Raw genomic sequence first — 13227 nt, forward strand, 5'->3', positions numbered from 1 at the left:
GGTTCGCCCTCCCCGCCGCCTTCGGCAGAGGGCCCCAGTGGCACAGTGAGCGCATGCAGCCGCCTGCCTGGGCGGGGACCGTGGACACCCCGCTATCCGCGCCCGACGCCTTCGACGTCCCCGTGTTCCTCCGCCGTAGCTCACCGCTGGCCCCCGCGCCGCGGCCCACTCCTGTGATGGTGGCCTTGGCCCACCAACCATTGCCCCAGGGCGCTGGCATACCTGCGGACGGCGCGTATCTGGTCGGCACGACGTGGCGTGCGCTCCTGGATGCCACGATCGCGGTGGGACGGGACATCAGCTCCTGGATCACCGCTACGCCCCGTCTCGCACGCCACGAGATCAAGGCACGCCGGTACCCCCTCTCCGCCTACCTGGTACGGGCCGGGCGCGAGGTCGTACCCAGCGTCGTCTACACCCACGGAACGGAGAGCTCGACCCGTACCGCCTTCGGCTACCACGTGGGCATGACGATGGCCCAGTGGGCCTGCCAGACGATGGGGCTCGGCCCCACCACACACGCTGAGAGCGCGATACCACCAGGCGCGGCGCCCGGCTGGGACAAGACGCCCAGTCTGCCGGACCTGTTCGGCACGCACCCGGCCACGTCCGAGCTTTGGCTGGTCGAGGCAAAGGGGAGCCGTCGTCTCGGCATGGGGCCCAGGATCAAGGGGGCGCAGCAACTGGACGTCGGCACCCTCGTCCCCGTTGCACACCAGAAGGTGCTGTGCGGGACCAGCTTGGAGCGGCGCCTGTTCATGATGATCGACGTCGAGGGCGACCCGCCGGCCGGGGACCCCAGCAACACCTCCGACGAGGAAATGCTGCAGCAGGACGACGAGGCTCTCCTGGAGCTCGCTCGATCGCGCATGCTGACGTATCTGGCCCTTTCGTCGTTGCCGCGGGACGGGTTGCGCGTCACGGCAGTCGGCAGGCCCGAGGAGGAGGCAGCAACGCGAAGGGCCCCGATCCGACTGTTGGAGAGCGACGGGCCCACAGCCGAGCTGCGTCGCCACGTCGCACCAGATTCCAGGGACGCGGACATCAGGCAACAGCACGGCCTGGACATGCTGACGGGACGGATTCCGGGCACGGATCTCATGCTGGGGATGTCCCGACGTCTGTACGGCGCGTGCCGCGAGCTGGCCTACGCAGAGCGTCGCGTCATCGCACGTGTCCGAGAAGAACGACCCATGTACTTGGACGAGCTGCCCCGTGCGGTTCAGCGCCAGGAGAACGCGGTAGCGCAGCGGCCCGAACGGCAGATGAGCGATCGCGTGCGTGAGGAAAGAGCCGCTGCTGCTCAGGAGTACGCGCGCAGAGTTCGAGCGGAACAGCTAGACGATCAGCTCCGCTCCGTACGTGAAGGTTTCACGATGGGAGACAGCGGCTCCTGGATGCACCTCATCGATCTGACTCCGCGTCTCGCGCTCCCCAGCGAGGAGGGCTTCCTGGAGGCAGCGACCTCGGACACCTACCTCGCGGTCGAGGAGGAGGCACTCGACCTGGATACCGACGTCGAGTAGCGATGGCCGGCCAGAGCTGATGGGACGGCCTCCAGCAGTGGTCCGGCGCGGACTGGCCAGCGACTCGAACGACTCCCTCAGCGCGAGCTTGGATGCCCCGATCAGCCGCGTTTCCTTGGTTGCAGTTCTGGTTGCGTTCCCTGCCGTACGACATCGTTCAGAAGCCCCACCCGAGTCGGCTGCACCGCAGGTCAGAACACTCCCGCACATCCCCGAACTCCCAGACGAACATTTGGAAAGCGTGTTGGGGGCAACCCCTCACGAGTTCGAATCTCGTATCCTCCGCCAGTGCCTCACCGGGCAATACGTCGAAGGGCCCCACCGCGCGTTGGGGCCCTTCGACGTTGTCCTCAGGCCTCGTTGTCCTGGTTTTTGATGGCGGTGGTTCGCTCCGCTCAGGCGAGGAGTTTCGCGAGCTGGGCCATCTCGGTGGGCGGGTCGATCACCGGCTGGATGAGGAGTTCGTCGATGCCGGCCTGTTCCAGGGTGGTGATGCGGGCGAGGAGGTCTTCGCGGGTGCCGACCAGAGCCAGGGTGTCCATCAGCGAGGGCAGAACCAGATCCCGGTCCCGCGGTGCAATGCGTCCAAGGTAGTTGGGGTAGAGCTTGGTGTGCCTGTCCGGCGCCGTGGGGGTGGTGCCGCGCCGGTCGAGGAGCCGCCGCACTGCTTCGCGTTGTTCGGGGTGGAGTTGCTCGACGAAGGCGCGGGTGTCGGCGGCTGTGTCGGCGGCGAAGGCCAGCAGCGACAGGACGAGGTGGCCCGTCGTATCCCGGGCCGCGTCGCCGTAAGGGTCCTCGTCCTCGTCGAGCAGGTGGAGCGAGGTGACCACATAGGAGTCCGTGGGGGAATCGGCGTCGCGGGGTGTGCCCTGGGCGGCGTGGCGGCGGGCGTCGTGCAGCGTCTGCCAAGCGGTGGGGTCCAGCAGACCGAAGGAGATGATGCCGGTGTTGCGGCGGCCGGCGACGGCGACGGCCTTCGGCCCGAGCGCGGCCACGACGAACTCGATCGGGTCGGAGGTGTTCACGTGTGTCCCTGTGTGCAGGAACTGGATGTCGCGGACCAGCTCACCTTCGCGGTACACGGTCGACCGTCCGGCGCACAGGTCCTGCAGTGCGGTGGTGAAGTTCTCCAGCGTGGCCGCTGTGGTCGGCCGCATGCCCAGGGTGCGACGGGCGGTGTTTCCGGTGCCGACCCCGCAGATGATCCGGCCCGGTGCGAGGGCGTTGAGGCTGGCGAGCCCGGTCGCGGCGGCGGGGGCGGAGCGCAGCGCCGGTGAGGTCACGCCGATGCCGAGCCGGATGCGACGGGTGGCCTTTGCACACAGGCTCAAGGCGACGAAGGGGTCCCCCTGGACCATCGGGGTGTCGTTGACCCAGAAGCTGTGCAAGCCCAACTCCTCGGCCCGCACAGCGAGATCTTCCACACCGGGGTGCGCGGCGACCACGACGCCAGCACGCATCAAGCCTCCAAGGTGTGAGGATCGATTCGAACTCGCTCAGCATGACAGCTCTTGAGAGCCCGTGTTGCTCGCTCCAGCGGGTGTCAGCCGGGGGCCGCGACCGGCTCGCCTGCGGTGCCGGGGGCCGCGACGGGTGGCCGCGCTGCCGGGGGCCGCGACCGGCTCGCCCGCGATGCCAGTGGCCGCGACGGCCCGCTCGCGGTGCCGGTGTCGCTGAGGGCGGCGAGGTACCGCTCGGCGTCGAGGGCTGCCGCGCAGCCGGAACCTGCGGCGGTGATCGCCTGCCGGTAGGTGTGGTCGACGACGTCACCCGCGCCGAAGACGCCGGCGATGTTCGTGCGGGTGGAGGTAGAGGGGGAGTCGACCTTGAGCTAGCCCTCGCCGTCCAGGTCCAGCCGGCCGGTGACCAGGTCGGTGACCAGGTCGGTACGCGGGGCGTGGCCGATGGTGACGAAGAGTCCGGTGGCCGGGAGTTCGGAGGTCTCGCCGGTGACGGTGTCGCCCATGCCCGCGGCCGCAACCGTGGCCCTGCCCGTACCCGTACCCGTACCCGTACCCGAGCCCGCCGCCGAGCCCGCCGCCGAGCCCGCAGCCGTGCTCACACCCGGGGCTCCGGCGCGATCTCCTTGATCAGGCCCTCGACCAGCTCCTTGATCTCGTCGCGGATCGGGCGTACGGCCTCGACGCCCTGGCCTGCCGGGTCCTCCAGCTGCCAGTCCAGGTAGCGCTTGCCGGGGAAGACGGGGCAGGTGTCGCCGCAGCCCATGGTGATGCAGACGTCCGACTCCTTCACCGCGTCCACGGTGAGCATCTTCGGGACCTCGGCGGAGATGTCGATGCCGACCTCGCGCATGGCCTCGACGGCGGCCGGGTTGACGCCTGCGCCCGGGTTGGAGCCGGCGGAGCGGACCTCGACGCGGTCGCCGGCCAGATGGGTCAGCCACGCGGCGGCCATCTGGGAACGGCCGGCGTTGTGGACACAGACGAACAGCACGGACGGCTTGTCGGACATCAGGAGGTCTCTCTTGGTCTCGCGCCTGGCAGGCGATATCCGCCCGGCGGCAGAGGAGGGCACACACATCAGCACCCGATGGTGTCAGTCACCACTGATGTGAGAGTATCAGCGCATGCTGACGTCAGTCGATACTGATCTGATGCGGGTCCTGGCGGACCCGCTCCGCCTCCAGATCGTCACCCTGCTCGCCAAGGAGACGCTCTGCAGCACGCACCTGGTCGAGGAGACGGGGGCCAGACAGACCAACCTCTCCAACCATCTGAAGGTGCTGCGCGAGGCCGGGGTCGTGGAGACCGAGCCCTGCGGCCGGTTCACCTACTACCGGCTCAGGTCCGATGTCATCGCCACCCTGGCCGGACAGTTCGCCGACCTCGCGGAGACCGCGCGCGCCACCGCCGAGAACAACGTCAAGCGGTCCTGCCCCTGATTCCCGCCCCTTCGGCGACTGCACCGAGGAGTCCTGTTGCCCGCCACCGAGGCCACCGAGCACGACAGAGCCGGGAAGTCCGCCACAGCCCCCGGCGCCGAGCCGCAGCCCGCGCCGGGGGCCACCCCGCCGCGTAACCCGCTGGTCGCCCGCGCCGCCGCCGAGCTCATCGGCACGGCGCTGCTGGTGGCGGTCGTGGTCGGCTCCGGCATCCAGGCCACCGACCTGACCAAGGACGTCGGCCTCCAACTGCTGGCCAACTCCACGGCCACCGTCTTCGGCCTCGGCATCCTGATCCTCCTGCTCGGCCCGGTCTCCGGCGCGCACTTCAACCCGGTCGTCACCCTGGCCGAGTGGTGGACGGCGCGACGCGGGGGCGCCGGAGTCACCCTGCGCGAGGCCGCGGTGTACGTCCCCGCGCAGATCGTCGGCGCGATCGCGGGTGCCATCCTTGCGGACGCGATGTTCGGCAGACCGCTGGTCGAGTGGTCCACGCACGACCGGTCGGCCAGGCACCTGCTGCTCGGTGAGGTCGTCGCCACCGCCGGCCTGATCCTGTTGATCTTCGGCCTCGCCCGCACCGACCAGCTGCGCTTCGCCCCGGTGGCCGTCGCCTCCTACATCGGCGCCGCCTACTGGTTCACCTCCTCGACGTCGTTCGCCAACCCGGCGGTGACCATCGGCCGTGCCTTCACGGACACGTTCGCGGGCATCGCCCCGGGCTCGGTCGCGGGCTTCATCGGCATGCAAGTCTTCGGCGGCGCGGTCGGCCTGGCGCTGGTGGCTCTCATCTTCAGGCGCGGACGATCGGCCGAGTGACCGACAGGACGCAGGTCGTCCACGGCGATCGACGGCGGCCGAGCGGGCTTGCGGCCGGCCGCCACCTGCGCCGCCCCGGTCTCGACTTCGTCGTCCCCGACGCGCGGACCACATGCCCGGCCGCTGTCGATCGCACCGGGCGCGCGCCTGACGGCAGGCCTGGCAGCACGTATGAGGGCACGCCTGACGGCAGGCCTGGCAGCACGTCTGGCAGCACGTATGACGGCACGCCTGACGGCACGCCTGGGACTCACCGCGTCTGTTCTCCCCGGCCGCGTACTCCTCACTGCCCGGCCGCCTCATGCCGACGCAGTGGCGACGCAGTGCCGACGCAGTGCCGACGCAGTGGCGGCGTAATGCCGACGCAGTGGCGGCGTGGTGGCGGCGTAGTGGCGGCGTAGTGCCAGTGGGATGTCGGTCACCTGCCGCACTCAGCAGGGCAACCACAGCCTCACGGACCATGGGGGGGTGGGGGGCGGGACAGGGGATCAGCGCTCCACAGGTTCGGCTGCACGGTTCGGTGCATCCTTACTCAGCGCAGTTGCTCGGCCAGTCCGACGATGATGCCCTCAGGGCCGCGGACGTAGCAGAGCAGATAGCTGTCCTCGAACCGGGCGATCTCGCCGAGGAGTTCGGCGCCGTGCGGGCGCAGGCGGGCAACGGTGTCCTCGATGTCGTCGACGGCGAACATGACGCGGTGCGTGCCCAGAATGTTGTGCGGCCGGTTGCGCGGCCCGGCGCTGATCACCGCGGGGCTGCGGTACTTCGCCAGCTCGAGCCGGCTGTGACCGTCCGGGGTCCGGACCATCGCGATGTCGCAGCGGACGCCGTCGAGTCCGGTGCACCGGTCGGCGACGGGGCCCTCGACCTCCGCCCTGCCCTCCAGCTCCATACCGAGTTCCACGAAGAACGCGACGGCGGCATCCATGTCCTCGACGACGATGCCGACGTTGTCCATCCGCTGAATCGCCATGCTGGGTTCTCCTTCTTCCTCGGGCGGCCGACGGTGGCCGCTGATGTCCCCGGGACGGAGCCGATGCCACGTTCTCGACATCCGCAGAGCGCAGAACACAGAACGCAGAACGCCAAACTACGAATGGCGAACGCCGAACGCCGAACGCCGAACTCCGAACTCCGAACTCCGAGAATCCTGGATCGAGCCTCAGGTCAGATTCATCCGGGTGGGGTTCGCTGCTCGCTCGGGTGTCCGGGAACTACCCCGGGATTGTCCTTGATCGGTAACGGACGCATCCCGTGGCCGTTGTTCCTCGTCCTGCCATGTGGTCGCGAGGTGACCAGGGAATCGGCGAGGAACTGCGGGAAAGCGGGGCGGACATGGCGCGACACGGTGGCGGGCGGGGCTGGTACGGCAAGGTGCTCGGCGCGGCGCTCGGGGTGACGTTGCTCGCCTCCGGTGCCTCGCTGTGGACCGCGCAGGCCGGTGCCGTGAACGGCTCGACGCCGAAGGCGACCGCGTCGGCCGAGCCGGGCAGTGACGTCAAGCCGGTCTCGGCGACCATCGCACACGCCTCGGAAGCGGGGGCGCGCGGCGTCAACATCACCATCGACGACGGCCCCGACCCGGTGTGGACCCCCCAAGTGCTCGACCTGCTGCGGGAGTACGGGGTGAAGGCCACGTTCTGCATGGTGGGGACGCAGGCGCAGGCCTACCCCGACCTCGTGAAGGAAGTGGTCGCGGCCGGACACCGGCTCTGCGACCACTCGGTGTCGCACGACACCACCATGGACAAGAAGTCGCAGGCCTACCAGTCGCAGCAGATCCTCGACGCCGAACGCATGATCACCGAGGCGTCCGGGGGCGTACGGCCGATGTACTACCGGGCGCCCGGCGGGGCCTTCACCCCGTACAGCCGCAAGCTCGCCGCCTCCCGCGGCATGCGCCCGCTGGGCTGGAACGTGGACACCAAGGACTTCGAGCTGCCGGGTACGGACGCCATCGTCGCCACCGTCGAGCGGGAGTTGCCGGGCGGGCCGACGCTCCTCTTCCACGACGCGGGAGGCGACCGCTCCCAGACCATCGAGGCCCTGCGCCAGATCCTGCCCCAACTCACGGAACAGGGCTACACCTTCGGCTTCCCGGTGCGCTGAGCGGCGTCAACTGGTGGGTGGCAGTGCTGGAGGACAAGGCGACAAGGCCGAACGCAGAAACGGCCGAGACACCACGACGGAACCTCCCACCGCTCTCCGAACACGGAAAGCCGGAGCACTCCGCGCCGGATGTCCATCGGCGCGAGGACCTGGACGAGGGACGAGTACGGACTGCGCCGGCCGTGACCGCGAGGCCGGCCGTCAGCCCGAGAGGCGACCGCCACCACGAGACCAGCCGTCACCGCGAGGCCGGCGGTCACCTGGGGACACCCCGAGACCAGCCGTCACCCCCCGAAGCCAGCCGCCACCCCGAGACCATCCGCCACCCCCGAGGCCGATGGTCACCCCCAGACCATCCGTCACCCCGAGGCCGGCCGTCACCGCACGGAACTCACCCGCAGGACAGCGAGCCCACCCAGCACGGCAAGGATGGTGGCCGTCGGGAAGATCAGCGCGTACGAGTCGGTGCTCACCACGATCGCGCCGGCCACCGCGGGGGCCAGGATCTGCGGAGCGGTGGAGGCGAAGTTGACGACGCCCAGATCCTGGGCGTAGGAGGCGGACCGGGGGAGGACCTGGGTGATGAGCGCGGTGTCGACGGCCTCGAAGCAACCGAAGGCCAGTGAGCCGAGGACCGTCATGACTAGGTATCCGGTGACGGTCGGGCTGATGAGCGGTATCAGCATCGCGCCGCCCAGCGCTGTGGCCGCACAGGCCACGAACACCTTCCGGCGCCCGATCCGGTCGGACACGATGCCCGCCGGGACGACCGAGAGGCAGATGCACAGGGCCGCGATTCCGGCCACGACGGGGACGACGTCGACCGCGTCGTCGCCCAGTCCTATGTAGTCGTCGAGCAGGTAGAGGCTGTAGGCCTGCACGAGGAAGAAGCCGGTGTAGGTGAGCGTGCGGCTGGCGAAGGCCCACCAGAAGTCGGGGTGTTCCTTCGGGGAGACGAGGAAGGACCGCCACTTTCGCTTCCGCGTCGGGTCGGGCCTGACACGCGCCACGGACCGGTTGTCGGGGTCGGGTGCGATGAACAGCCGCGTTCCGGCGAGGGCCACCGGTATCAGGCCGAGGACGAGGTAGGCGACGCCGTAGTCGGACGAGATCACCGAGCCGAGCACGGTTCCGCCGACGGAACCGAGCATCATGCCGAGACTGAGGGCGGAGCTGAACCGGCCTCGCCGTTCGGCCGGAACCCGGTCGGGCAACACCGCGGCCAGCGGCCCCTGCGCGGCGCTCAGCACGAACTCCGAGGCGACGTACAGGACGGCGAGCGTGACCAGCGACCCGGCCCCGCCCATCCCCCACAGGAACGGGATGGCAAGGACGCTGCCGCCCACGATGAAGGGCGTACGACTCCCCGAGCGGGTACGCGTCCGGTCGGACAGTGCCCCGGCCAACGGCTGCGCCACCATCGCGGCGGCAGCTCCGAGAAGGGTGAACAGGCTCAGGACACCGGCCTTGCGGTCGTCACCCGCGAGGTCCTGGACCTGGAGCGCGAGCAGCACACCCGGCACGGCGCCGTACACGATCGAGATGCCGAACTGGGAGGTGCTGATGGACACCATCAGGCGAAAGGGCGCGGTAGCCGTACGCGAACTGGCCGCGGACGCATTGCGCACCTGCTGCGGGAGGGGAGGGGGCAAGGCAGGCAAGGCGTCTCCAACGAGGTCGGGGGATACGGCGCCGGGAGGCGTGTTGTCGAGGTGCGGGGCGGCATCCGGCCGCGTTCCGAAGGGGTTGACCGCCGTCTGATCGACGGGGAAGTCAGTGGTGAGCCGGTCCATGGGCAGGGTGAGAGGAAGGCGCATCTGCGGGCAGCCGTGGAACGCAGCCGACGGTGAGCAGCTCCTGGGTCACGTGCGGCGCGACGGTGATACGGCGAGAGCGCATCGCCGTATCACCGTCGCGCCGTACGTTGCCGCCGCCGCTGCACGACCACGCACTCACGTCGGTACGCACCCACGCCATCCCCAGATCCCGTACATATGCGCCAGAACCCGCACATACACGTCAGATGCCATACATACGCATCAGTTCCCGTACATACGCATCCGAGCAGGTATTTCGACTACAGCGTATCCATAATGAGTCAGGCAGGTAAATGGGCGCGTAAGCACCGCTTCTGCCAAGCCGGCGGCACCCCACAGGCGGGGGCGGTCGTGATCGCCGACGAGCCGGCACGCCACGCCGCCACCTCACCGGGCACAACGCGAAGGGCCCCACCGCGAACGGTAGGGCCCTTCAACGTTCTCCGACCGACTAGCCGCTGGCGCCGCCTGTGCCGCTAGGCCACCTGCACCGCCTGTGCCGCTAGGCCACCTGCACCGCCTGTGCCGCTAGGCCACCTGCACCGCTAGGCCGCCCGCGCTGCTACTCCCAGCCGAGGACCTTGAAGTCCTTGCTGACGAAGACGTGGTGCGGCCAGTTGACGCCGACGTTGTGGACCTCGTACTCGCCGCCGCTCAGTTCCACCACGCGGTTCATGACGCCTCCGGGGACGACGGCCTGCGCGGCCTTGACCGCCTTGTCGGCGGTGGTCCCGGCGAGGATGGTTCCCTCTCCCTCGGTGTAGGCCGGGATCTCGCCGACCGACTTGTCAGGTGACGGCGCCCCCTGTTCGAAGGCGATCACCCCGGCCGCCGTGGCGGCCGCGACGCCGCCGTCCCCCTTGGGCTGCACGATGACCTGCGTGGCGGTGATGGTCGAGCTGTCGACCGTCCCCAGGACGAGGACGCTCTCACCCTCCTTGACCGCCTTCGCGGTGGTGCGGTCGGTGCCCTTCGTGTACGTCGTGGTGGACGCCACGTCGGCGGTCACCACCACGCCGGTCGCCGTCGTGAAGGTGAAGCCCGTAGTGGTCTTGGTGTCGACGATGCCGGTCGAGCCTCCCTCGGAGGGATCAGCCACGGGCCCGCCCTCCGCGGGCACGGTGGGCGTCGCCGCGACGTCGAGGGGCGACACGGAAGCCGCCGAGGCGGACGTGCCGCCGGCGAGTCCAGCCACCGCACAGGTCAGTCCGGCGGCCAGGATCAGTCCACCGGTCTTCTTCGACAGCAGCCGCCGCGCGTGCGGTCGGCGGGCTTTGACGGCCAGGGTCGCCGGGGCGGGCTCGGCGGACGACTGGCTGGTGGGGTCGAAGTCGTTCATGACGACGCTCCTCTTTCGCTTGTGGGGGGTAACTGCGTTGAGACTGCACCCCGTTCATACGAGAAGGCTGTGGGCGCCCTTAAGAACTCCTTGCAATGATCAGCGGCGCCCGTCACCCACTCGTTGCCCAGATTTAATGCGTGACGTCTTGGCACCCCAGGATCTACGCGCGTAACTTGAGCCGACTCCCCACACCAGCCACTCCATGTGCCGCCCGCCGGTGGCGCGTTGCCGTTCGTGATGTACGAGGAGACAGTCGGCGTGTCCAGAACTCCGCACAGCAGACCCCGTTGGCGCCATCTCGCCTACCCGCTCCTCTCGACGGGAGTGACCGGGGCGTTCGTTCTGACCGCGGTGCCCGCGGCCTCCGCGGTGCCCTCCACCGGCGCGTTGATCGCCGAGGTGTACGGCGGCGGGGGCAACTCGGGTGCGACGCTCACCCGGGACTTCGTCGAACTCGGCAACGCCGGTTCGGCGTCGCAGGACCTGTCGGGCTACAGCGTCCAGTACCTGTCCGGTACGCCCTCCGCGACCTCCCAGTGGGGAGTGACCGCGCTCAGCGGCTCCGTCGCACCCGGCAAGCGCTTCCTGATAGCCGAGTCGGCTGGCACCGGCGGGACGACCGCGCTGCCCACCCCCGACACGACCGGCACGATCGCGATGAGCGCGACCAGCGGCACGATCGCCCTGGTCTCCGGCACCACGGCGCTCACCTGCAGGACCGCCGCGGACTGCGCGGCCGACAGCCGGATCGTCGACCTGGTGGGCTACGGCACCGCGGTCGTACGGGAGGGCAGCGGCCCGGCGGCCGGCGCCTCCAACACCGCCTCCGTCGCACGTGCCGCGGCCCTGGCGGACACCGACGACAACGCCGCCGACCTCACCGCGGGCGCGCCCACTCCGTTCAACTCGGCCGGTGAGACGGCCGGTTCGGGTGGCGACGATGGTGGTGGCGGTGACGACGGTGGCGGTGACGACGGCTCGACCGAGCCCGGCACCGTCCGCGTCCACGACATCCAGGGGACGACCCGGCTGTCCCCGCTGGCCGGGCAGACCGTCACCCGGGTACCGGGCATCGTCACCGGGGTACGTACGACGGGCTCGAAGGGCTACTGGCTCCAGGACCCAGCGGCCGACACCGACGCCCGCACCAGCGAGGGCGTCTTCGTATACACCGGCTCGGCCACCCCGGCCGTGCAGGTCGGCGACAGCGTGCTGGCGAGCGGCAAGGTCAGTGAGTACTACCCGAGCAGCACCAGCCAGTCGGTGACCGAGATCACCACTCCCACCACCAAGGTGCTCGCCGGCGGCAACGCGCTGCCGCCGGCCGTCACCCTGGACGCCTCCACCGTCCCCGACGCCTACACGCCCACCGCCGCGGGCGGCAGCATCGACTCCCTCCCCCTCGAACCGGCCACGTACGCACTGGACTTCTACGAGTCCCTGGAAGGTGAGCGCGTCGCGGCCACCGACACCCGCGTGGTCGGTGCGACGACCGCGTACGACGAGGTGTGGGTGACGGTGAAGCCGGGCGAGAGCCCGACCGCGCACGGCGGCACGCTGTACTCCTCCTACGACCAGCCCAACACCGGCCGTATCAAGGTGATGTCGATCGACGACACCGCGACGTTCCCCGTGGCGAACGTCGGTGATGTGCTCTCGGGCACCACGGCCGGTCCGCTCGACTACTCCACGTACGGCGGCTACAACCTCCAGGCCACCCAGCTCGGCACTCTCACCGCGAAGGGTCTGAAGCCCGAGACCACGCGGAAGCAGAAGAGCAAGGAGCTGGCGGTCGCCACGTACAACGTGGAGAACCTGGACGCGGTCGACGAGCAGGCGAAGTTCGACCAGCTGGCCGGCGGTGTCGCGGTCAGTCTCAACTCCCCCGACATCGTCGCCCTGGAGGAGATCCAGGACGACAACGGAGCCACGAACGACGGCACCGTCACCAGCGAGGCGACGCTGACCCGGTTCACCGACGCGATCGTCGCGGCGGGCGGCCCCCGGTACTCCTGGCGCTATGTCGCGCCGGAGAACAACCAGGACGGCGGCGAGCCCGGCGGCAACATCCGGCAGGTCTTCCTCTTCAACGCCGAGCGGGTCTCCTTCACCGACCGCCCGGGCGGCGACGCCACCACCGCGACCAGCGTGGTGAGGACCCGCAAGGGCGCGCAGCTCACCTACTCGCCGGGGCGGATCGACCCCGCGAGCGATGCGTGGGACGCGAGCCGCAAGCCGCTGGTGGGCGAGTTCACCTTCCGGGGCGAGCAGGTCTTCGTGATCGCCAACCACTTCCTCTCCAAGGGCGGCGACGAGCCGCTGCACGGCAGCGACCAGCCGCCCGCCCGCAGCTCGGAGACACAGCGCAACGCCCAGGCGGCCGAGGTCAACACCTTCGTCAAGAGCCTGCTCGCCGCCGACAAGAACGCCAAGGTGGTGGTGCTGGGTGACCTGAACGACTTCGAGTTCTCGCAGACCGTCACCACGCTCACCGCCGGCCGGGTGCTCACCCCGCTGATCAAGACGCTCCCCAAGTCGCAGCGCTACACCTACGTGTACGACGGCAACTCGCAGACCCTGGACCACATCCTGACCAGCCCGGCCGTCACCGCGTTCGACTACGACGTCGTGCACATCAACGCCGAGTTCGCCGACCAGGCGAGCGATCACGACCCGCAGATCGTCCGTATCGACATCGGCAAGTGCGGATAG

Annotated in this window: 10 protein-coding genes and 2 pseudogenes; 6 read left to right on the forward strand and 6 right to left on the reverse strand. The window is 69.7% G+C overall.

The genetic code is table 11. The features are described 5' to 3' along the window. The first annotated feature begins 53 nt into the window (after positions 1 to 53). Positions 54 to 1526: a hypothetical protein gene (locus tag ACFYPC_RS19430; protein ID WP_388677508.1), complete on the forward strand. Its 1473-nt coding sequence runs from the start codon at positions 54 to 56 to the stop codon at positions 1524 to 1526. A 395-nt stretch (positions 1527 to 1921) separates the two neighbouring features. On the opposite strand, the gene ACFYPC_RS19435 is transcribed toward ACFYPC_RS19430, so the two are convergent. The 3 genes and pseudogenes from ACFYPC_RS19435 to ACFYPC_RS19445 all read right to left on the reverse strand — a co-directional run bounded on the left by ACFYPC_RS19435 (position 1922) and on the right by ACFYPC_RS19445 (position 3998). Further along, positions 1922 to 2986, reverse strand: coding sequence for an LLM class flavin-dependent oxidoreductase (locus ACFYPC_RS19435; RefSeq protein WP_388677511.1), 1065 nt, complete (start codon positions 2984 to 2986; stop codon positions 1922 to 1924). A gap of 83 nt (positions 2987 to 3069) precedes the next feature. Continuing rightward, positions 3070 to 3519 (reverse strand): annotated as a pseudogene (locus ACFYPC_RS19440) (NAD(P)/FAD-dependent oxidoreductase); the annotation flags it as partial. Between the two features lie 65 nt (positions 3520 to 3584). Next, positions 3585 to 3998, reverse strand: coding sequence for an arsenate reductase ArsC (locus ACFYPC_RS19445; RefSeq protein ID WP_388677514.1), 414 nt, complete (start codon positions 3996 to 3998; stop codon positions 3585 to 3587). A 115-nt stretch (positions 3999 to 4113) separates the two neighbouring features. On the opposite strand from ACFYPC_RS19445, the gene ACFYPC_RS19450 reads away from it, so the two are divergent. The 3 genes and pseudogenes from ACFYPC_RS19450 to ACFYPC_RS19460 form a co-directional block, all read left to right on the forward strand. Beyond that, a complete protein-coding gene (locus tag ACFYPC_RS19450) occupies positions 4114 to 4428 on the forward strand; it encodes an ArsR/SmtB family transcription factor (RefSeq protein ID WP_388677516.1) in 315 nt (104 codons plus the stop codon). A 36-nt stretch (positions 4429 to 4464) separates the two neighbouring features. Then, complete coding sequence (locus ACFYPC_RS19455) at positions 4465 to 5247, forward strand: aquaporin (RefSeq protein WP_388677519.1); 783 nt, start codon at positions 4465 to 4467, stop codon at positions 5245 to 5247. Beyond that, a pseudogene (locus ACFYPC_RS19460) lies at positions 5244 to 5560 on the forward strand (hypothetical protein); the annotation flags it as partial. The gene ACFYPC_RS19455 and the pseudogene ACFYPC_RS19460, both read left to right, overlap by 4 nt. Before the next feature lie 219 nt (positions 5561 to 5779). Here ACFYPC_RS19460 and ACFYPC_RS19465 read toward each other — a convergent pair. Then, positions 5780 to 6220 carry a VOC family protein gene (locus ACFYPC_RS19465; RefSeq protein WP_388677522.1) on the reverse strand — a complete coding sequence of 147 codons (441 nt, stop codon included), beginning with the start codon at positions 6218 to 6220 and terminating at the stop codon, positions 5780 to 5782. 362 nt (positions 6221 to 6582) lie between these two features. Here ACFYPC_RS19465 and ACFYPC_RS19470 point away from each other — a divergent pair, with 362 nt between their 5' ends. Next, positions 6583 to 7356 carry a polysaccharide deacetylase family protein gene (locus tag ACFYPC_RS19470; RefSeq protein ID WP_388678072.1) on the forward strand — a complete coding sequence of 258 codons (774 nt, stop codon included), beginning with the start codon at positions 6583 to 6585 and terminating at the stop codon, positions 7354 to 7356. Positions 7357 to 7733: 377 nt separating this feature from the next. Here ACFYPC_RS19470 and ACFYPC_RS19475 read toward each other — a convergent pair whose 3' ends face one another. Together ACFYPC_RS19475 and ACFYPC_RS19480 are read right to left on the reverse strand one after the other, a co-directional pair. Then, positions 7734 to 9173, reverse strand: coding sequence for an MFS transporter (locus ACFYPC_RS19475; protein ID WP_388677525.1), 1440 nt, complete (start codon positions 9171 to 9173; stop codon positions 7734 to 7736). Between the two features lie 562 nt (positions 9174 to 9735). After that, entirely contained in the window at positions 9736 to 10512 is a 777-nt protein-coding gene (locus ACFYPC_RS19480) for a hypothetical protein (protein WP_388677528.1), read from the reverse strand. A gap of 327 nt (positions 10513 to 10839) precedes the next feature. Here ACFYPC_RS19480 and ACFYPC_RS19485 point away from each other — a divergent pair, with 327 nt between their 5' ends. Further along, complete coding sequence (locus tag ACFYPC_RS19485; protein WP_388678074.1) at positions 10840 to 13227, forward strand: endonuclease/exonuclease/phosphatase family protein; 2388 nt, start codon at positions 10840 to 10842, stop codon at positions 13225 to 13227.

The organism is Streptomyces sp. NPDC005808 (assembly GCF_042871385.1).
GTDB lineage: Bacteria > Actinomycetota > Actinomycetes > Streptomycetales > Streptomycetaceae > Streptomyces.

Coding starts and splice junctions, on each gene's coding strand:
- ACFYPC_RS19430 (WP_388677508.1), top strand. CDS start 54: ATGCAGCCGCCTGCCTGGGCGGGGACCGTGGACACCCCGCTATCCGCG.
- ACFYPC_RS19435 (WP_388677511.1), bottom strand. CDS start 2,986: ATGCGTGCTGGCGTCGTGGTCGCCGCGCACCCCGGTGTGGAAGATCTC.
- ACFYPC_RS19445 (WP_388677514.1), bottom strand. CDS start 3,998: ATGTCCGACAAGCCGTCCGTGCTGTTCGTCTGTGTCCACAACGCCGGC.
- ACFYPC_RS19450 (WP_388677516.1), top strand. CDS start 4,114: ATGCTGACGTCAGTCGATACTGATCTGATGCGGGTCCTGGCGGACCCG.
- ACFYPC_RS19465 (WP_388677522.1), bottom strand. CDS start 6,220: ATGGCGATTCAGCGGATGGACAACGTCGGCATCGTCGTCGAGGACATG.
- ACFYPC_RS19470 (WP_388678072.1), top strand. CDS start 6,583: ATGGCGCGACACGGTGGCGGGCGGGGCTGGTACGGCAAGGTGCTCGGC.
- ACFYPC_RS19475 (WP_388677525.1), bottom strand. CDS start 9,173: ATGCGCCTTCCTCTCACCCTGCCCATGGACCGGCTCACCACTGACTTC.
- ACFYPC_RS19480 (WP_388677528.1), bottom strand. CDS start 10,512: ATGAACGACTTCGACCCCACCAGCCAGTCGTCCGCCGAGCCCGCCCCG.